20 protein-coding genes and 1 tRNA gene are annotated in these 17,468 nt (G+C 59.4%); 10 read left to right on the plus strand and 11 right to left on the minus strand.

Annotated elements, in window-relative coordinates; all coding sequences use genetic code 11:
• The first annotated feature begins 84 nt into the window (after nt 1-84).
• From J3R80_RS02395 to J3R80_RS02415, 5 genes are all read left to right on the plus strand, one after another.
• Complete coding sequence (locus J3R80_RS02395; RefSeq protein ID WP_275392262.1) at nt 85-1,371, plus strand: homoserine dehydrogenase; 1,287 nt, start codon at nt 85-87, stop codon at nt 1,369-1,371.
• 6 nt (nt 1,372-1,377) lie between these two features.
• On the plus strand, nt 1,378-2,106 hold the full coding sequence (locus J3R80_RS02400; RefSeq protein ID WP_275392148.1) for a ceramidase domain-containing protein: 729 nt from the start codon (nt 1,378-1,380) through the stop codon (nt 2,104-2,106).
• 87 nt (nt 2,107-2,193) lie between these two features.
• Nucleotides 2,194-3,165 carry a class II fructose-bisphosphatase gene (glpX, locus tag J3R80_RS02405; protein ID WP_275392149.1) on the plus strand — a complete coding sequence of 324 codons (972 nt, stop codon included), beginning with the start codon at nt 2,194-2,196 and terminating at the stop codon, nt 3,163-3,165.
• 56 nt (nt 3,166-3,221) lie between these two features.
• Nucleotides 3,222-4,970, plus strand: a complete 1,749-nt coding sequence (gene recJ, locus J3R80_RS02410) for a single-stranded-DNA-specific exonuclease RecJ (protein WP_275392150.1) — start codon at nt 3,222-3,224, stop codon at nt 4,968-4,970.
• 91 nt (nt 4,971-5,061) lie between these two features.
• Nucleotides 5,062-5,136, plus strand: a tRNA-Glu gene (locus tag J3R80_RS02415).
• 241 nt (nt 5,137-5,377) lie between these two features.
• On the opposite strand, the gene J3R80_RS02420 is transcribed toward J3R80_RS02415, so the two are convergent.
• On the minus strand, nt 5,378-6,235 hold the full coding sequence (locus J3R80_RS02420) for a LysR family transcriptional regulator (protein WP_275392151.1): 858 nt from the start codon (nt 6,233-6,235) through the stop codon (nt 5,378-5,380).
• A gap of 101 nt (nt 6,236-6,336) precedes the next feature.
• Between J3R80_RS02420 and J3R80_RS02425 the strand changes: the two genes are divergently transcribed.
• Nucleotides 6,337-6,816, plus strand: coding sequence for a cytochrome c (locus tag J3R80_RS02425; protein ID WP_275392152.1), 480 nt, complete (start codon nt 6,337-6,339; stop codon nt 6,814-6,816).
• A 24-nt stretch (nt 6,817-6,840) separates the two neighbouring features.
• Nucleotides 6,841-7,722, plus strand: coding sequence for a c-type cytochrome (locus J3R80_RS02430; protein WP_275392153.1), 882 nt, complete (start codon nt 6,841-6,843; stop codon nt 7,720-7,722).
• A 434-nt stretch (nt 7,723-8,156) separates the two neighbouring features.
• Here the strand turns inward: J3R80_RS02430 and J3R80_RS02435 are convergent, their stop codons facing one another.
• From J3R80_RS02435 to J3R80_RS02450, 4 genes are all read right to left on the minus strand, one after another.
• Entirely contained in the window at nt 8,157-9,161 is a 1,005-nt protein-coding gene (locus J3R80_RS02435) for a diguanylate cyclase (RefSeq protein WP_275392154.1), read from the minus strand.
• Complete coding sequence (locus J3R80_RS02440) at nt 9,161-9,757, minus strand: heme NO-binding domain-containing protein (RefSeq protein WP_275392155.1); 597 nt, start codon at nt 9,755-9,757, stop codon at nt 9,161-9,163. Before J3R80_RS02440 ends, J3R80_RS02435 begins: the two co-directional genes overlap by 1 nt.
• 72 nt (nt 9,758-9,829) lie before the next feature.
• A complete protein-coding gene (locus J3R80_RS02445) occupies nt 9,830-10,525 on the minus strand; it encodes an HAD family hydrolase (RefSeq protein ID WP_275392156.1) in 696 nt (231 codons plus the stop codon).
• 51 nt (nt 10,526-10,576) lie between these two features.
• Nucleotides 10,577-10,855, minus strand: a complete 279-nt coding sequence (locus J3R80_RS02450) for a DUF3572 domain-containing protein (protein ID WP_275392157.1) — start codon at nt 10,853-10,855, stop codon at nt 10,577-10,579.
• Nucleotides 10,856-10,955: 100 nt separating this feature from the next.
• On the opposite strand from J3R80_RS02450, the gene J3R80_RS02455 reads away from it, so the two are divergent.
• Nucleotides 10,956-12,341 (plus strand): diguanylate cyclase, encoded by a 1,386-nt coding sequence (locus J3R80_RS02455; RefSeq protein ID WP_275392158.1) that lies wholly within the window; start codon nt 10,956-10,958, stop codon nt 12,339-12,341.
• 49 nt (nt 12,342-12,390) lie between these two features.
• On the opposite strand, the gene J3R80_RS02460 is transcribed toward J3R80_RS02455, so the two are convergent.
• The 4 genes from J3R80_RS02460 to J3R80_RS02475 form a co-directional block, all read right to left on the minus strand.
• Entirely contained in the window at nt 12,391-12,903 is a 513-nt protein-coding gene (locus J3R80_RS02460) for a periplasmic heavy metal sensor (protein WP_275392159.1), read from the minus strand.
• Nucleotides 12,900-13,340: a hypothetical protein gene (locus tag J3R80_RS02465; RefSeq protein WP_275392160.1), complete on the minus strand. Its 441-nt coding sequence runs from the start codon at nt 13,338-13,340 to the stop codon at nt 12,900-12,902. The genes J3R80_RS02460 and J3R80_RS02465 overlap by 4 nt, the downstream gene beginning before the upstream one ends.
• The gene (locus tag J3R80_RS02470) at nt 13,327-13,914 is read right to left on the minus strand and encodes an RNA polymerase sigma factor (protein ID WP_275392161.1); all 588 of its coding nucleotides are present in this window, start codon (nt 13,912-13,914) and stop codon (nt 13,327-13,329) included. The genes J3R80_RS02465 and J3R80_RS02470 overlap by 14 nt, the downstream gene beginning before the upstream one ends.
• 76 nt (nt 13,915-13,990) lie before the next feature.
• Entirely contained in the window at nt 13,991-14,605 is a 615-nt protein-coding gene (locus tag J3R80_RS02475; RefSeq protein WP_275392162.1) for an EF-hand domain-containing protein, read from the minus strand.
• Nucleotides 14,606-14,800: 195 nt separating this feature from the next.
• Between J3R80_RS02475 and J3R80_RS02480 the strand changes: the two genes are divergently transcribed.
• Both J3R80_RS02480 and J3R80_RS02485 read left to right on the plus strand, forming a co-directional pair.
• A complete protein-coding gene (locus tag J3R80_RS02480; RefSeq protein ID WP_275392163.1) occupies nt 14,801-15,229 on the plus strand; it encodes a DUF983 domain-containing protein in 429 nt (142 codons plus the stop codon).
• A gap of 16 nt (nt 15,230-15,245) precedes the next feature.
• Complete coding sequence (locus J3R80_RS02485; RefSeq protein WP_275392164.1) at nt 15,246-15,971, plus strand: NUDIX hydrolase; 726 nt, start codon at nt 15,246-15,248, stop codon at nt 15,969-15,971.
• 3 nt (nt 15,972-15,974) lie between these two features.
• Here the strand turns inward: J3R80_RS02485 and J3R80_RS02490 are convergent, their stop codons facing one another.
• Together J3R80_RS02490 and J3R80_RS02495 are read right to left on the minus strand one after the other, a co-directional pair.
• Nucleotides 15,975-16,880 (minus strand): DMT family transporter, encoded by a 906-nt coding sequence (locus tag J3R80_RS02490; protein ID WP_275392165.1) that lies wholly within the window; start codon nt 16,878-16,880, stop codon nt 15,975-15,977.
• A 41-nt stretch (nt 16,881-16,921) separates the two neighbouring features.
• Complete coding sequence (locus tag J3R80_RS02495) at nt 16,922-17,443, minus strand: lipocalin family protein (protein ID WP_275392166.1); 522 nt, start codon at nt 17,441-17,443, stop codon at nt 16,922-16,924.
• Nucleotides 17,444-17,468 lie beyond the last annotated feature (25 nt).

Here is a 17,468-nt window from a genome sequence, read left to right on the forward strand (position 1 = left end):
GGATTGCACCATGGGCAGCCATTGGATACACGTCGCTGGACCGAATGACAGCCGACGGAGAGCGACATGAGTGACAAAAGCCCCCTGCGCACCCCTCTACGCCTTGGGATTGCTGGTCTTGGCACCGTCGGCATGGGCGTGATCAAGATCATCCGGCGCCAGGCCGCCCTGCTGGAAGATCGCGCGGGTCGCCCGGTTGTGGTCACCGCAGTTTCGGCCCGATCACGCGATAAGGATCGCGGCGTCGACCTGTCGGACTATGTCTGGGAAGATGATCCCGTCGCCCTTGCGAAACGCGATGATATCGACGTGTTTGTCGAACTGATGGGTGGTCACGAAGGCGCCGCAAAAGACGCCTGCGACGCAGCGATTGCGGCAGGCAAGGACATCGTCACCGCCAACAAGGCTCTTCTGGCCCATCACGGACAGGAACTGGCACTGGCTGCCGAAGCTGCGGGCATTCGGCTGCGCTACGAAGCGGCCGTTGCAGGCGGCATCCCGATCATCAAAGCCCTGACCGAAGGGTTGGCGGGCAACGAAATCACCCGAGTCATGGGCGTCATGAACGGCACCTGCAATTACATCCTGACCCAAATGCAGGCCACCGGGCGCGGCTATAACGCGCTGTTCGATGAATGTGCTGATCTGGGCTATCTCGAGGCCGACCCCAACCTTGACGTGGGCGGCATCGACGCCGCGCACAAGCTGTCCATCCTGTCATCAATCGCCTTTGGCACGCAGGTCAATTTCGACGCGGTCGAGATCGAGGGCATTCAACGCATCCAGTTGGAGGACATCGAACACGCCGCCGAAATGGGCTATCGCATCAAGCTGTTGGGCGTGGCGCAGATGACCGGGCGCGGGCTTGAGCAACGCATGACGCCCTGTCTTGTGCCCGATGGTTCCCCCCTTGGGCAGTTGGAGGGAGGCACCAACATGGTCGTGGTCGAAGGCGACGCGATTGAACAGGTCGTTCTGCGCGGCCCCGGCGCGGGCGAAGGCCCGACCGCCAGCGCCGTGATGGGCGACGTGATGGACATCGCCCGCGGATTTCACCTTTCCACTTTTGGGCAACCTGCAACCACCCTGCGCCCCGTGACGGGCGTAAAGGCCATGAAACCCGCGCCGTTCTATCTGCGCATGGTGTTGCTGGACAAACCCGGCGCGCTGGCAAAGGTGGCCGCGGTGTTGGGCGATGCGGGCATCTCGATTGATCGGATGCGGCAGATCAGCCACGACCAGAAACTGGCCCCGGTGCTGATCGTGACCCATAAATGCACGCGCGATGCGTTGGACACAGCGCTGGCCGGCCTGGCCAAGACCAATGTGGTCGACGGCGACCCGGTTGCCATTCGCATCGAAAAGGTCTGACAGGTCTTGGATTGGTTCACCGCCATCGACATCTATTGCGAACGCACAGGGCCAGAGTTCTGGTCTGAACCTTTGAACGCCCTGTCCAACCTTTCGTTCATCTTCGCGGCGCTCTGGGGCTGGATTGAGGCCCGAAAGCGCGACCGCACCGACCTCATGACAGTGATCCTGATCGTGCTGGCCGCTCTGATTGGTGTGGGCAGCTTTCTGTTTCATACTTTCGCCAATACGTGGTCCAGCCTGGCTGACGTCATCCCGATCTGGACCTTTGTCGCCCTGTTCGTTCTGGTCGCCATCCACCGGATCGGAGGCGTCCGTCCCGGACGTATCGGGATCGGTCTGGCCATCGCGGTGGGCCTTGTTGCCATCCTGTTTGCCTTCGGGGGCGATGGCAGTGGCAGCCAGACCAGTGACCTGCCTGCGGCGTCTGGGCACACACATGACCACACAGCTTCCGCGAATTCACTTCTAAACGGGTCCGAACAGTATTTGCCCGCCGTTCTGGCGCTTTTGGCCTTCGCGGCCCTCAGCCACCGCAAAGGACACCCGATCGCGCCCTGGATTGCTGCGGCCACCGGCACGTTTATTGTTTCGCTGACCTTGCGCACGCTGGACATGCACCTGTGTGAAATCTGGCCCCTTGGCACGCATTTCATCTGGCACATCCTGAACGGCGTCATGATCGCACTTCTGTTCCAGGGTCTTATTCGCAGTCCCGTTGCAAAGCCCGGATAAGCGTCAAAACCGTCAGCGAGTCTCTTGCCCCTGCCCCGTGCGGGCACTAAACCCGTGGTCAAACATTGAAAGTAAGGATTGCCCCTCATGGCCGATAAAGTCGTTTTTCTGGATCGCATGCTCTCGCTCGGTCTGGCCCGTGTGTCCGAAGCCGCCGCCATGGCCAGCGCCAATCTTGTCGGGCGTGGGGATGAAAAGGCCGCCGACCAGGCCGCGGTGAACGCCATGCGCGATCAGCTGAACCTTTTGGACATCAAAGGCACCGTGGTGATCGGCGAAGGCGAACGGGACGAGGCCCCGATGCTGTATATCGGGGAAGAAGTCGGCACCGGTGACGGCCCTGCCGTGGACATTGCGCTGGACCCGCTGGAAGGCACCACGCTGACCGCGAAAGACATGCCCAACGCGCTGACCGTCATCGCCATGGCCCCACGCGGCACGCTGCTGCATGCCCCGGACGTTTACATGGAAAAGCTGGCCATTGGGCCGGGCTATCCAAAAGATGTGGTGAGCCTTGAAATGTCGCCCGCCGAGCGCGTCAAGGCGCTGGCCAACGCACGTGGCTGCGATATGTCGGACATCACCGTTTGCGTGCTGGAGCGCCCGCGCCACGAGGAAATGATCGAGGGCATCCGCTCGACCGGTGCGGCGATCCGGCTGATCACCGATGGCGACGTCGCCGGTGTCATCCACTGTGCCGAAGCCGAGATCACCGGGATCGACATGTATATGGGCAGCGGCGGGGCGCCCGAAGGTGTGCTGGCCGCTTCGGCTTTGAAGTGCATGGGCGGGCAGATGTGGGGCAAGCTGACGTTCCGCAACGATGACGAGCGCGGACGGGCTGCCAAAGCCGGCATCACCGATCTGGACCGCATATACACGCGGGACGAAATGGTGACGGCGGATGTGATTTTTGCCGCAACAGGCGTCACGGATGGATCCGTCGTATCAGGCATCAAACGCGAACCCGGCTTTCTGACCACCGAAACCATCCTGATGCGATCGAAAACAGGGTCAGTCCGCCGGATGATCTATCGCAATCCGGTGACCGCCAGCTGAGTCCGTCATCGCGCGGTGTCTCGCATCAACTGAACGGCGCTGTATCTGAGGTGAGCATGGGCAGTTTTCTGGGGGTCGACAGTTCAATCACCGGTCGCCGCTGGATTGGCCCCTCGACCGAAGTCAGTCGACAGGCCGAAGCGTTGGAACAGCACACCGGCCTGCCCGGCCCCTTGTGCACCGTGCTGGCGCGACGCGGCGTTGCGCCCGAGGAAACAGCCGGGTTTCTTGACCCGACCCTACGGGATTTGCTGCCGGACCCGCGCAAGCTGAAAGACATGGAAACCGCCGCGACGCGTGTGCTCCGCGCGCTTGATCGGAACGAACGAGTCGCGGTTTTTGCCGATTATGATGTCGATGGCGCGACCTCCGCCACCTTATTGATCGACTGGTTTCGCTTCTTCGGGCGCGAGGTCACGCTTTATATCCCCGACCGGATCGACGAAGGCTATGGCCCCAACGTGCCCGCGATGCAGGACCTTGCCCGCGATCACTCGCTGATCATCTGCGTCGATTGCGGTACGCCGAGTTTCGAGCCCATCGCCGCCGCCTGCGCCGCTGGTGCCGATGTTGTGGTTCTGGATCACCACCTTGGCGGTGAAACCCTGCCTGAAGCGACCGCCGTGGTGAATCCGAACCGGCAAGACGAGGCGGACGCCCCGGGATACCTGTGTGCTGCGGGCGTGGTCTTTCTGCTGCTGGTCGAACTGGGCCGCCGCCTGCGTGAAGCCGGGCGTGGCGGGCCTGATCTGATCTCGATGCTGGATTTGGTGGCGTTGGGAACAGTGGCCGATGTCGCGCCCCTGACAGATGCCAACCGGGCCTTCGTGCGGCAGGGGTTGAAGATCATGGCACGTCGTGCCCGGCCCGGCATGGTGGCGCTGGCCGATGTGGCAGGTTTGAACGAAGCGCCGCGCGCATATCATCTTGGCTATCTGATGGGTCCGCGGGTGAATGCTGGCGGGCGGATCGGCAAGGCCGATCTGGGCGCACGACTGCTGTCGACCACCGACATGAACGAAGCCCGCGCAATTGCCGAAAAGTTGAATGAACTGAACGCGGAACGACGCGAGATCGAAGCGCGCGTGCAGGACGCCGCCATGGCACAGGCGGAGGAACGCGGATTGGATGCCCCGCTGGTCTGGGCCGCATCCGATGGGTGGCATCCCGGTGTTGTGGGCATCGTCGCAAGTCGCCTGAAGGAAGCCACCAACCGCCCGGCCATCGTGATCGGGTTCGATGGGGACGACGGCAAGGGGTCGGGTCGATCCGTCACGGGCATCGACCTGGGCGCTGCCATCCAACGGCTGGCGGCTGATGGGTTGATCGAAAAAGGGGGTGGGCACAAGATGGCAGCCGGTCTTAGCCTGACACGCGATCAATTGCAGCCGGCAATGGAACAGCTGTCCACTTTGCTTGCCAAGCAGGGCGCAGGCGAACTTGGGGCCGCTGATCTGAAAATCGACGGGCTTTTGATGCCGTCAGGTGCGACCGTCGACCTGATTGAAAAACTGGAAGACGCCGGACCGTTTGGCGCATCAGCCCCCGCCCCGCGTTTTGCCTTTCCCGATGTGCAGATTCTGTTTGCCAAACGGGTCGGCCAGAACCACCTGAAGGTCAGCTTTGGCGACGGAATGGGCACCCGTCTTGACGCCATTGCCTTCGGCGCGTTTGACGGCCCGCTTGGCACGACGCTGGAACAACATGCAGGCCAGCGTTTTCATCTTGCCGGACGCATTGAAATCAACCAGTGGCAGGGCCGCAGCAGCGCCCAATTGCGACTGGAAGATGCCGCAAAAGCCTGATTTTCATGGGCCTTACAGTTTTTTTAAAAAAGCTGAAAAACCCTCTTGCACGGCCCCAACCTTTCTCTTAGAACCCCCTCACCGACAGAGTGGCCCGTTCGTCTATCGGTTAGGACGCCAGGTTTTCAACCTGGAAAGAGGGGTTCGATTCCCCTACGGGCTGCCACTTCCTTCCTTAGATTTTATTCCTTTGTTTCTGATGGTTGAGCAAATCTGCTTACCTCTGGAGCAGGGTTTCATATGTCTGTTCCGTCGATTTGTCTTGCGGTCAGGTGGCGTTGAAACGGTCCAGTATCGAAACCATGACGATGACGAAGGCCCTGGGCGGCAATCCGGTATTGGCAACGAAAAGCCATAAATAATTGGTCGAATGCGTTTCTTTAGCGAGCGGGCCGACCGAACACAGCCTAACCCAGCAAGCTGTCGCGCTGGCCGGCCAGGCGCTCTCTCAACTGCCCTTCGACCTCGCGCATCGGTGTGGTCTGGATTGTATCGACATGGCGCGCGACCCAAAGCGGTGATCGCAGGTGAGGTGCCTTGGTCTTCAGGCGGACAAGATCGCGGTGCAAGTCGCCGACGAAGCAAGGCAACAGGGCAGCCCCCGCCCCTTGTGCGGCCAAGGCGGCAAGTGTCAGAAAGCTGTCTGATGCCGTGGTCATCTGGTCAGGGCTGATATTTTCAGCCATCCAGGTGCCCGCAACGGATCGGGTCAGCGGCCCTGACAAGCCCAGCCATTGGTCTTGGAACGTATCGGTGGCATAGGCGGCAAACCCGATTTCGCAGGCGGCAATCCCGACCAAATCATCCGCAAGTTTGAGTGACGGCCGCACGATGATATGTGCCTGTTCCCGGATCAGATCGAGATGGGTATTGCTGCTTAACAGTGTCATTTCCAGATCCTGGCTGTCGGCTTTGATCGCGCGGGTAATGCGCGGCAAGACCAGCACACATAACGTGTCGGTCGAGGTGATCCGCACCGTCCCCTTCATGGCGCCGCGCTCCCCTCCCCCGGCAAGCCGCGCAACTTCGTGGATCGCCGAAGCCGCGGCCTGCGCTGCACGAATGATATGCTCGCGATCCGCCAGCACTCGATATCCGTTCGGTGTGCGTTCAAAGATCGGCAACCCATGCCTGTCCTCGAACGCCGCCAGATGCCGAAGCACGGTCGCATGATTGACACCCAGCCTTTTCGCCGCCTGCAAGACCGATCCGGTTTCCACAACCGCAAGCACATAGCGCAGATCGTCCCAGTTTTCGTTGTGCATTTTTTGATACCTTGCAGCGCGAATTTTCTAACTGTTGCCATATTTTCGAACAGCTATCCTTTCTGCAAGTCCAATCACCTTTTCAGATAAGGAGCTCAGACATGCGGAAATCATTGATTGCAGGCCTTGCAATTGCCGGAGTGGCCGTCGGTGCCATCGCCTATGCAGACAATCACGTCAGTGACGCACAGAAAGAGGCAGCGGTCAAAGCCCGCAAAGCGCATATGACGCTTTATGCCTTCAATCTGGGCACCCTTGGCGCCATGGCGAAAGAAGAAATGCCCTATGATGCGGCAGCTGCCACGGCAGCGGCTGACGCGATTGCCGCTCTGGCCCAACTTCCCCAGTCAGGCTATTGGTTGCCCGGCACGGACAATCAAAGCATGGAAAAAACCCGCGCCCTGCCAGCAATTTGGGCGGATGGCAGCGATGTTGGCACCAAGGCTGGCGATTTGGTCAAAGCCGCGATGGAGATGCAAACGGCTGCGGCAATGGACCTTGATTCACTGAAGGCCGCCATGGGCCCCTTGGGCGCATCCTGCGGCGGATGTCACAAGAGCTTCCGTCAACCAGACGAATAAGGGCGCAGGTCTTTTGACCGTCACATGAAACGGATCATCCTGATATTATTCATTGTTGGATGTGTGGTCGCCACCATTGGGCTGGTGATCACGCGTCCGCAACGCGTATCGGCCGAGACCCTGGCCGGTTTCACGCCGGACGCGGATCGGGGCAAGCTGGTATATGCCGCGATGGGCTGTGCCAGCTGCCATATGGCACCGGGTTCTGATGATCAGACCCGCCTTCCAGGCGGCAAAGCCTTCCTGACCGATTTTGGCACGTTCTATGCGCCCAACATCTCCTCTGACCCGGAACATGGCATCGGCGACTGGACGGATGAACAGATTGCCACTGCGGTGCTCCGGGGCACCTCACCCGACAATCAGCACTATTTTCCGGTCTTTCCCTATGGGTCGTATGTGCGTGCCAACCCGTCCGATGTGGTTGACCTGATTGCGCATCTGCGAACGCTTGAACCTGATCAGACCCCCAGTCGAGCGCATGATGTAGGGTTTCCCTTCAATATCCGCGCCAGCCTTGGGGGGTGGAAACTGCTGTTCACTGACCCAGACTGGATCGTCACCCAAGACCTGACCGAACAGGAAGAGCGTGGCCGGTTGCTTGTCGAGGCGATGGGCCATTGCGGCGAATGCCATACGCCAAGAAACATCTTTGGCGGGATGAAAACCGACGAATGGCTGGCAGGTGCGGCAATCCCCGGCAAAAAGGGCCGCACGCCTGATCTGCGCGCGCCATCGTTAGAGTGGAGCGCCGCCGACATCGTGGCTTATCTGAAAACCGGCCTGACCCCGGAATACGACTCTGCCGGGGGCGAAATGGTCGACGTGATCGCGAACACCAGCCAATTGCCGGACAGTGATCTTTCCGCCATCGCGGCCTATCTGCTCCTGATTGGTGCCAGTTAGGCATCCAGTGTCTTTTCCACCGCCCCAGCGATGTCATCATCCGACCCGCGCCACCTGTTAACCGGGCAAGGATCTGATCCCCGAGCAATCTCAGCACATGTTCGCCTGCCCGATGCGATGGTGCGATTCGCCTTCTCGCGCATCACCCGTTGCGCTGGAACCTGTCGATTCAATGCAGCAAGCAGGCAAGCGCCCTTTCGCGGAATATTCGCTGGTGGTGGGAAACCACTGCCCCAATCTCACTCATCGCCGGTAAATATTGGGGGGTGCAAGGCAGTCTGCATTGATATCGCCACTCGGTCGTCTTCTTTGTTCAATAGACCGAGCAGCACCTTAGCGGGTCAGAGCAGACGCGGTGCGGCGAAACAAACCCGCGTGCAATACACAGAACTCGAAATGCGAACAGAGCTTGAGATGAGCGCAATCGTCAGACGCTACGCCTCTTGCCGGGACAGGCGGTATTCAGGGCGAAAGATCGTCTGGCAAGCGCGGCCCCTATCCTTCGACATGTAAAGCGCAAAGTCGGCATCGGATACCAGCTGCTCCGCCGTGATACTGTCATAATCGGTGCTGCGGGCAATACCGATGCTGGCTGAAATCTGGCAGGTCTTACCGTCGAAGGGGATGGGGCGCTCAAGCCGTGCAATGATGCGCAACGCAATACTTTTTAGCATGTCGGCCTCGGTCAAACGATTGAACAATAAAACAAATTCGTCACCACCCACCCGTGCTACCATATCTGAATCCCGCGTCTCGTCCCGCAGAATGCTGGCCACTTCGCGCAATACCGCGTCTCCGGCCGCATGCCCTTGGGTGTCATTGACCGCTTTGAAAAAATCCAGATCAATATGCATCAGCGAAAACACCCCGCCACGGGCAATCTGCCGATCGAGGTTGATGTCAAAGGCGCGGCGGTTTTGCAGGCCGGTCAATCCGTCGGTCATCGCCTCAACCTGCGCTTCTGCCTTTTCATCGTGCAGGCGATGGGCAAGCTGGGTGGTGGCTTCCATCGCCGCCGTCTTCGCCTCCATCAGATAAAGCATTTCGACGGTCAGATCGGTCGGTGCAAAATCAGATCCGGCAAGTTTATAGCGCGCGACGGCATCGACCACGGAATAGCCGAATGATAGATTCATGAGCACCTGATCGCCACCCGGCAGGACCGCAACGGCGCCCACCATCGTCGTGCCTGACCCGTCCTTCAGACGTAGATAGACCTTCGCATCGCCCATCGCCCGCACATCATCCATCGACCGCACGATACGGGGGCGCCGCAGTTCGAACAGGGAAAACGCGCTGCGACCGACAAGTGGCGCGCCGAACACTTTTTCAATGGTAGGGCCAGCATGGCTGATCCTTGCCGCACCATCCAAAACCAGATGCATTGGCATCATCTGATCCAGAGTATGCGGTGCAATTGGTATTGTCTGAGCGGACATCACGACACCCCGCCTGCTGCAAGATGAAAAGCGCGCCCTGTGCCGTGACGCATTTCCAGCAACCTGATCGAAATGGTCTCGTCCTGACCCTCACGACCAAGATGTTCCAGATAGGCCAGTGCACCATAATCATCCGCCAGCGCCCGCAGGATTCCCAGAAGTATGAAACCCACGCCGTCCGAGACATTGTAACAGGTGATCCGAAACTCCTCAGCCGAGACAGCGTCCAGTTCAATTGTAGGCAGATCCAGATCCGGAACAGCAAGTTGCGCCCGGCCACTCAGGTCTTCAAGCGAGTGGAGGAAATCGGTGTAATCCACCCCCCCAAATCGCAACAACCGCCGCACACGCTCGACCCGTTCGTCGGTCACGAGGAAGGTGCCAAAGTCTTCCAGCAAGGTATCGGCTGGCTTGCCCAACTGACGGGCAGCCGCTGAGATCAAACGGTTCGCCAGATCGACGTCATATCGAAACAACGGTTCGAAACTGTCATAGCCAAGGTCAAGGTCGCCCATGATGGAACGCCAGCGACCGGCCCCATAGGTATAGATAAGGAACCCTTCGAAACACCAGAATATCAAACCATGAATCGTCATTTCACACTCGTTTCTGAACCGAGGTTAGCAGCCGAGTGTAAACAAAACTGAAACAGCCGATTGGGCAGGAAGCTATCCAGACGCCCCATCCAACCATGTCGGGATGTGCCCGATATCATCCAATACGACGTCTGCAAATGGAGCAAGCTGATCCTCGGTCGCCAGCCCGGTCAGAACAGCGATGGTTTTCATTCCGGCCGCACGTCCGGCATGCAGGTCATGCAGGCTATCGCCCACCATCGCCACGCGATCCGGTGCAAGGCCTGTTGCCGTCGCGAAGGCCAGGCACGGTCCCGGCTCTGGCTTCACGCCATGGCCGCTGTCATAGCCTGAGATGAAGTCGAACAGACCGGTCACACCTGCTGCATCCAGATGCGCCCGCGCAGGACGTTCCGCATCATTGGTGGCGACACCGATTTTCAGCCCGCGCTGGCGCAGTGTCTGAAGATACGGGACCAGAGCAACCGCTTCGACCTGCGGCGCAACGGCGGCCTCCTCGTTAAGAATGGTTTCCAGCGCGTCGTCGGAATAGGCGACATGTCGCCGAAGCTCTTGCACAACCTCAAACGGGGTGCCGGCAATCACAACGCTGTTGCGCTCAAAGCTTTTCGTATCGAGATCATAGCCGATGTCCAAGCCGATCACGCGGGCGCGGTCCAGATCGCCATCCGTCAGACGCATCAGCACCGCATGTGCCCAACTTTCCCATGTAGCCTCGAACAGGAACAACGTTCCGTCCTTATCAAAAAGCAACGCATCAATGGACATATGGCCTCTCTCGGGGAATCCCTAAAATATTGGAAAGTTTACGTTTCTGGTTCAGGTCCAATGGGTTTGCGCCCCACCGGGCAGCATCTGGCGGGCAATTGCCAGCTGGTCATAGGGCAGGTTCAGCGCATCACAAACCCGGATGACCCAAGCATCATCCATCAGCAGGAAATCCAGCACCGACCCCAAAAACGCAGCTTCTCCGGCGCCTGCCCTTAAGGCATCCTGATCAACACCGGTTGCCCCCATGAAGACCGGTAGCAAATCCTCGTCCGCGACCAGCCATCCCAGCGCCTTCAGCGCGGTGGTTTCGGCATTTTCCGGTGACATCCTTACCCTCCTTAACGATTGGAAAGGTTTTCTTAACCAATCTGGCAGCAATATGAACAGACCTTAAACCTGGGCACAATGACAAGGGCGAATTGACGATATGAGTGAGAGAATCCTGATAGCGGATGACCTTGCGACCAATCGCATCGTTTTGAAGGTCAAACTGACCGTCGCCTGTTACGACGTGATACAGAGCGACCGCTGCGACGAGGTCGCTGCCCTGGCCCGTGACGCTCAGCCTGATCTTATCATTCTTGGACGCGGGCGCACCGATTGTAGCCTGTCCACCTGTCGCGAACTCAAGGCAGACCCCGTACTTGGCTTGATTCCGATCATCATGGTTTCGGACCAGGACGACCAACATGCTCGGCTGGAGGCGATCATGGCCGGAGCGGATGATGTGTTTTCCAAACCCCTGAACGAAGCCACGCTGATGGCCATGGTACGCAATCTGATCCGGGCGCGCGGGACTGATAACGAGGTTATGCGCCGACGCGAGTTGTCGCGCGATTTCGGATGCGCCGAAGCCCCCGCTTTGTTCGCGCGTCATGCGCGGGTTGCCTTGATCGCGCCGGATGCCGAAACGGGTGTTTACTGGCGGATGCACCTTGCGACCGAGATCCGGCACCGCATTGATATCATGACACATTCACAAGCGCTTGAGGATATCGGCACCATCGGCAATGTCCCTGATGCTTTCATCATCGCCTCGACGCTTGGCGAAACGTCTGATGGCCTGCGACTGGTCAGCGAACTAAGGTCGCGCCAGACAACGCGCCATTCGGTTATCGTCGTGCAGGATTGCGGCGAAACCCCATCGCCCAGCTCGATGGCCCTTGATCTGGGGGCAAATGCTGTCCTTCGGCCCGGTTTCGATGCGCGTGAGCTGGCATTGCGCCTGACGCGATTGTTGGCGCGGAAATTCGAAGGCGACGATCTGCGCAAAAGTTTTGATGCCAATCTGGCCTTGGCGTTACGCGACCCGCTGACCGGGCTGCACAATCGGCGGTTTGCCCAAAGCTATCTGGACCGGCTAGAGCGCGAAGCACAGGTGAAAAACCAACCCTTTGCCATCATGGTGCTGGACCTTGATCGGTTCAAATCCATCAATGATACGTTCGGCCACCCGGTCGGCGATGAGGTTCTGGTCGAGGTTTCAAACCGGCTGAAGGCAAATTTACGCGATATGGATCTGCTGGCCCGCTATGGCGGAGAAGAGTTTTTAATCGCCCTGCCCGGTGTCGGTCGAAAACAGGCTCAGGCGATGGCCGAACGGCTCAGACGTGCGGTAGGAGATTTCCCGGTCGCCCGCAGCGAATTCACGGACGGCATCAACGTGACACTGTCTATCGGTGTCGCGGTTTCGGGCGACACGCCGAAAAACGCGCGCTCGGCACATGAATTGTTGCAGTTCGCTGATCAGGCGCTGTACCGCGCCAAATCAGACGGTCGCAATCAGGTCACTTTCGTATCCGACGCGGCCTGAACATCCCCTCAGTGATCTGGTGCTTGAAGCTGGTGACGGAAAACTTTGATCAGCGCGCGCGCTTACGCACGGATTTTTCGATCCGGTCCGCAAACTCGTGACGTTCCGACATGCTCATCCGCCCGATCCGTTCAACCAGCACGGTGCGGGCAAGCTCGCCACGTTGGCGCATCCGCTCGGATTGCTGGGACATGTTCGACAACAGTGCCTCGGGATCGAACGGGTCAGCGCGAAGGGCTGACAGCATGGCTTGAAACTCGCTCTCCAACCGCTTGCGGTTTTCGGCAAAGGATCCGCTGCGATCCCGAAGAATCTTGCCGATTTCGCGACGATCAGCCCGGTCCAGCGCCCCTGCCAAAGGCGCAAAGCCCAAATCGCGGATCGCACCGCGATTGGGGCCACGGGGATCGAACCCGTGATCGCGATGACCGCCCAACTTGGCACCGATCACCAGCCCAAGAACCAACAGGTTAAGTGTCAACGACACCACCAACAGAACGCGCATCCATTTTCGGCGCCCGGTGCCAGACTGGTCGGTAGGTGGTAAAGTGGGTGTGGTCATCCCTCATCCTCCATGAAAACGTCGGTGCCCAAATAGCTTGGGGCAAAATCCTCCAGCACATAGGTTTGCGCGGAGGTGGAATAATCACCACTCAGGACCAATCCGCCAGACATCGCCTCAAGCTGGGCAGGAGAGACAAACCCAATCCACACCCCGGCAATTGTCGCGGTCGCCATACCCGCCAGCGCAGGCCACCCGCCCATGCTTGCCCTGAGATCGGCCCAGAACCCGCGCCTTTGGCGCCGGTCTTTTCCCTGCACAAGCGATTTGTCTTTCAATGAGCTTGGCGAGGCATCCCGTCCAGCTTGTTCGGTTGCGGCATCGTCAAGAATAGCAGCCATCAATGCGTCAGACGGTGTAGCCGTGTCGTTTCGGGCCGCATTGAAAAACGCTTCCAGCTCGTGATCATCCAGCATGTTTTTGTCAGTCTTTGCCATATCCCAACTCCTCTCGCTGTCCCGCCAGGGCCTGCGCCAGCGCTCTTTTTCCCCGTGCCGTCAGGCTTTCAACCGCCTCGACACTGATATCCATGATCTGCGCAATGTCGGGGTTGGTCTCCCCTTCGATATGGCGCAGCGTCACGGCGATCCGTTGCCGCTCCGGCAAACTGCTCAGCGCGGCTTGCAGGGCGGCGGCGCGGTCCGCCTGGATCATCCGATCGACCGCAGCGGGCGTATCGTCTTCCGGTTCCTCAATCGCGTCGATGTCGACAGTGCGCCGCTTGCGCAGCCGGTCCGTACACAGGTTAGACACAACCCGGAACAGCCATGTCGATACTTTCGCCTCGCCTGTCCGCCAGTCGGGGGCGATCTTCCACAGACGCAGCATCGCCTCTTGCGTCACATCTTCAGCCTCGGCGCGATCACCGCCCAACAGACGCGCAGCAAACCCCAAGATCCGCGGGGCAAGGCGGCGGGTCAGAAGCTCTGCCGCCACCGGATCACCATTCCCGTACAAGACGAGAAGCGCGTCATCCGATGCGTCAGCATACGCGTCCAAAGCCATTTCCATTCGTCCTGCCTAGCCCCAATACCCGCAGGTGACAACGGGCGGGTCCGCCCCCGCAACACGCGGGGGCACACCTTTTTTACCCGCCTTGGCGTTTGCCGTGGCCGCCTTTGCCATGCCCGCCTTGGCCATGCCCACGTTTCCCATGTCCGCGCAAGAAGGCTTCCTTTTGCGCCTCGTCGAACTCGGCCTGCGAAATCGCGTTGTCATCATCGGTGTCGAACCGGTCGATCATGCGATCCAGCCGCACCTGATCCGGGGTCATTTCATCAAGGCTCAGGGTGCCATTGCCGTTGCTGTCACGCTTGGCAATCATCTTTTCAACCATCCAGCCCATCTGTTTTTCCGACAGTGGCTTGGATCGCTTCTGTTGATCACCCGATGCCGCCTGACGCTCGGCCATTTTCGCGCTGCGATGTGCCTGCAGCTCTTCGACGGTAAGCTCTCCGTTCCCGTCGGTATCGGCCGACGTAAAACGTGCCTGTGCGTTGGCCTGCAGGTCTTCGACGGTGAGCTGGCCATTGGCATCAGCATCCAGATCGGCAAACTCCATCTGCATGAACCCGCCGTGTGGGCCATCCATTCCGCGACCGTCTTTCCCACCAAAAGCCATAACCGCGGTCCCGCCAAGCGCCACGGAGGCACCCAGCACCAAAGCAATTGCGGTTGCAGTCTGTTTTCTTGTCAATGTCATGGTATATTCCTTTTCCTTGCCTGTTCTCACCGGGCATTTCTAACCGGCGACATATCCATTGAACGCTGCTGGGTTGTGTTTCCGTCGCATGTCGGCGAAATAAATCGCGACATCCCGCCGCAAGACCAAATTCGCTGCATGATTTTCCGTGCGTCATTCCTTAGAATGGGTTGGTGCGCGACAAAGGACGATTGAATGACCGACGTAAGAACGATGACACCAGACTCCATGGCCCTTGACGATGGGCTGGAACGCGAGCTGAAACCCGCGATCAAGAGGGGATGGCGCAAACGCTGCCCCAACTGTGGCACGGGCAAAATGTTTCAGGGCTATCTGAAAGTTCATGACAGCTGCACGGTGTGCGGGGAAGAGCTGTATCACCACCGCGCCGATGACGGCCCTGCCTATTTGACCATTCTGGTCGTCGGGCACCTGATGGCACCGCTTTTGCACATCACATATGTGAATTTCGTGCAGGAACCGATGGTGCTGGCATCAATCTTTACCGTGGGCACGGTCGCCGCATCGCTGTATCTTCTGCCCCGGTTCAAGGGCTTCATGGTCGGGTTTCAATGGGCCAAACGAATGCACGGATTTGCAGTGAAAACCGGGCCGGGCGGATAAAAAGGTGGGCAAGGCGATGGACAAGACAATGGACGGGGCGATCGACAAGGCGAAGATCATTCGGGACGCGGCAACCGTCATCCTGATCCGCGACAAAGCGGCCCGCCCGCATGTTCTGATGGGCCAACGCGGGGCCAAGGCCGCCTTCATGCCCAACAAGTTCGTGTTTCCCGGCGGGGCGGTTGACCCCACCGACAGCCATGTTCCGCTGGCCGAAGGTGGGGCTGAACCCTGCCGCACACGGCTGGGGGAACAGGCCGACCCGACCTTGTCATCAGCCCTTCTGGTGGCTGCCATTCGCGAATTGTGGGAAGAAACCGGCCAGATGTTGGCCGCACCCGGCAATTGGAACGGCGACATCCCCAAAGGGTGGGAGGCCTTCGCAAAAGAGGGATTGATCCCGTCCGCCCGCGGCATGGCGTTTGTGTTTCGGGCCATCACGCCCAAGGGGCGCCCGCGCCGGTTCGACGCGCGTTTTTTCGCCGTGGATGCAGACGAGCTGCACACCGACATTGATGATTTCTCGCGCGCCTCGGACGAGTTGAGCCATCTGCAATGGATCCCGCTGGACGATGTGCGTCGCTTCGACCTGCCTTTCATCACCGAGGTTGTGTTGGCCGAGATCGTCGGCAATTTGCCCGATTTGGGCGCCCCCGCGCAGGTGCCGTTTTTCAACAACTCGGACGAAGAAAGCCTGTTTGAACGACTGGGCGGTGTCGGCCCCCTGAGCGCATCCGGGTAAGGGCTATTTCAGGAACAGCACCAACACCAGAACCGAGATCAGGATCAGCGCGGTCCCGGCATATTCGCGCCCCGTGACCTTTTCGCGAAAGACAAATAGCGTGGCAGCGTAAGAAAACAGAAGCTCGACCTGACCCAACGCCTTGACCAATGCCGCGTTCTGCAAGGCGAAGGCGGTGAACCAGCAGAAACTGCCGATCATCGAGCTAAGCCCCACCAGCGCCCCCACCCGCCACGCGGCAAAGACGCGTGTAATCTCGCCTTTTTCGCGCAGGGTCATCCACATGATCATCACGGCGGACTGAAACGCGGTGACGACGGCAAGCGTGAAACCCGCGCGCGCGACCACATCCTGTGCAGGCAGCGACAGGGCCGCCCCGCGATACCCGATGGCCGAGACCGAGAAAAGAAACCCCGCCCCCAGCCCCAAGGCTGCAGCGCGATTGAAAAACCGCTTCCAGCCGGTCTTGCCCCCCTCGGGTGGATCGGACAGCAGGATCAGCCCGAGGAACCCAACGGCAATTGCCAAGCCTCCGGCCAGTCCGACACCCTCGCCCAGGACGGCCAGACCAACAAGCGCGGTCAGAACAACCTCGGTTTTCTTGAACGTGATGCCCACGGCAAAATTGCGTTCCGCAAAAAGGGCGACAACACAAATCGTGGCAAGGATCTGGGCAATGCCCCCCGTAAACGCAAACAGAAAGAACCGCCCACCCGGTATCGGCGCCGATTGATCGGTCGCGGATAAATAGGCCACAAGGATCAGCGCCACCAATGGCGCGGAATAGACAAACCGCGCCAACGTTGCCCCGGTCGACGACAGCCGCGTGTCTTTCAGCTGTTTTTGCAGCATGAACCGCAGATTCTGCGAAAACGCGGCGGCAATGGTGATCGGAATCCAAGCTTGCATGATGTCCCTTTGGCACAGGGACGACGGAAACGCCAGTGGCGTTAACGCGTTCGTAGCCGCGACAGGGTATAGCCGTTGAATCCCAACACATCGCGCGCCGCTTTGATCCGGTCTTCGCCGCCGGATCGTGACCGGTCGATAATCCAGCCAAAACTGCCTGACGGCGTGCCGATGGCGGCCGTGCGGTAATCTGCGTCGACCCACAACACCCAATATTGTGTATCAAAGGGCGGGGTTCCAACAGAAATGCGACCGGGCGCGGGTTGCTTGGTGTCGTACCTTTCCAGCAAACCCGACGGACCATAAACATCCAACGCCACGATTGAACCGTTGCGATGGGTCAGGTTCACCGCCCCGAAAGATGGCTTTTCACCGGGATAAACGAACTCGCCACGAATTTCCCAACGCCCTGCAAAGCGCGCGGCGTCAAAGCGCGTGGTCGAGCTAAGTTGTCGTGTCTTGCTGCGGTGAAACTCGACGCCAGAGCCACCACCGACACAAGCCGTCAGGCCAGCGGCCACGGCAACCGCGCCGGTCATGGCAAGTATTTGACGTCGTTTCATGGCACTCATCCTTCACTGGGTCGCG

This window comes from Aliiroseovarius sp. Z3 (assembly GCF_029105185.1).
GTDB lineage: Bacteria > Pseudomonadota > Alphaproteobacteria > Rhodobacterales > Rhodobacteraceae > Aliiroseovarius.

Bases quoted from the DNA above. Each gene is read 5' to 3' on its own strand.
- glpX (WP_275392149.1), top strand. From the start codon at position 2,194: ATGGCCGATAAAGTCGTTTTTCTGGATCGCATGCTCTCGCTCGGTCTG.
- recJ (WP_275392150.1), top strand. From the start codon at position 3,222: ATGGGCAGTTTTCTGGGGGTCGACAGTTCAATCACCGGTCGCCGCTGG.
- J3R80_RS02420 (WP_275392151.1), bottom strand. From the start codon at position 6,235: ATGCACAACGAAAACTGGGACGATCTGCGCTATGTGCTTGCGGTTGTG.
- J3R80_RS02425 (WP_275392152.1), top strand. From the start codon at position 6,337: ATGCGGAAATCATTGATTGCAGGCCTTGCAATTGCCGGAGTGGCCGTC.
- J3R80_RS02430 (WP_275392153.1), top strand. From the start codon at position 6,841: ATGAAACGGATCATCCTGATATTATTCATTGTTGGATGTGTGGTCGCC.
- J3R80_RS02435 (WP_275392154.1), bottom strand. From the start codon at position 9,161: ATGTCCGCTCAGACAATACCAATTGCACCGCATACTCTGGATCAGATG.
- J3R80_RS02440 (WP_275392155.1), bottom strand. From the start codon at position 9,757: ATGACGATTCATGGTTTGATATTCTGGTGTTTCGAAGGGTTCCTTATC.
- J3R80_RS02445 (WP_275392156.1), bottom strand. From the start codon at position 10,525: ATGTCCATTGATGCGTTGCTTTTTGATAAGGACGGAACGTTGTTCCTG.
- J3R80_RS02450 (WP_275392157.1), bottom strand. From the start codon at position 10,855: ATGTCACCGGAAAATGCCGAAACCACCGCGCTGAAGGCGCTGGGATGG.
- J3R80_RS02455 (WP_275392158.1), top strand. From the start codon at position 10,956: ATGAGTGAGAGAATCCTGATAGCGGATGACCTTGCGACCAATCGCATC.
- J3R80_RS02460 (WP_275392159.1), bottom strand. From the start codon at position 12,903: ATGACCACACCCACTTTACCACCTACCGACCAGTCTGGCACCGGGCGC.
- J3R80_RS02465 (WP_275392160.1), bottom strand. From the start codon at position 13,340: ATGGCAAAGACTGACAAAAACATGCTGGATGATCACGAGCTGGAAGCG.
- J3R80_RS02470 (WP_275392161.1), bottom strand. From the start codon at position 13,914: ATGGAAATGGCTTTGGACGCGTATGCTGACGCATCGGATGACGCGCTT.
- J3R80_RS02475 (WP_275392162.1), bottom strand. From the start codon at position 14,605: ATGACATTGACAAGAAAACAGACTGCAACCGCAATTGCTTTGGTGCTG.
- J3R80_RS02480 (WP_275392163.1), top strand. From the start codon at position 14,801: ATGACCGACGTAAGAACGATGACACCAGACTCCATGGCCCTTGACGAT.
- J3R80_RS02485 (WP_275392164.1), top strand. From the start codon at position 15,246: ATGGACAAGACAATGGACGGGGCGATCGACAAGGCGAAGATCATTCGG.
- J3R80_RS02490 (WP_275392165.1), bottom strand. From the start codon at position 16,880: ATGCAAGCTTGGATTCCGATCACCATTGCCGCCGCGTTTTCGCAGAAT.
- J3R80_RS02495 (WP_275392166.1), bottom strand. From the start codon at position 17,443: ATGAAACGACGTCAAATACTTGCCATGACCGGCGCGGTTGCCGTGGCC.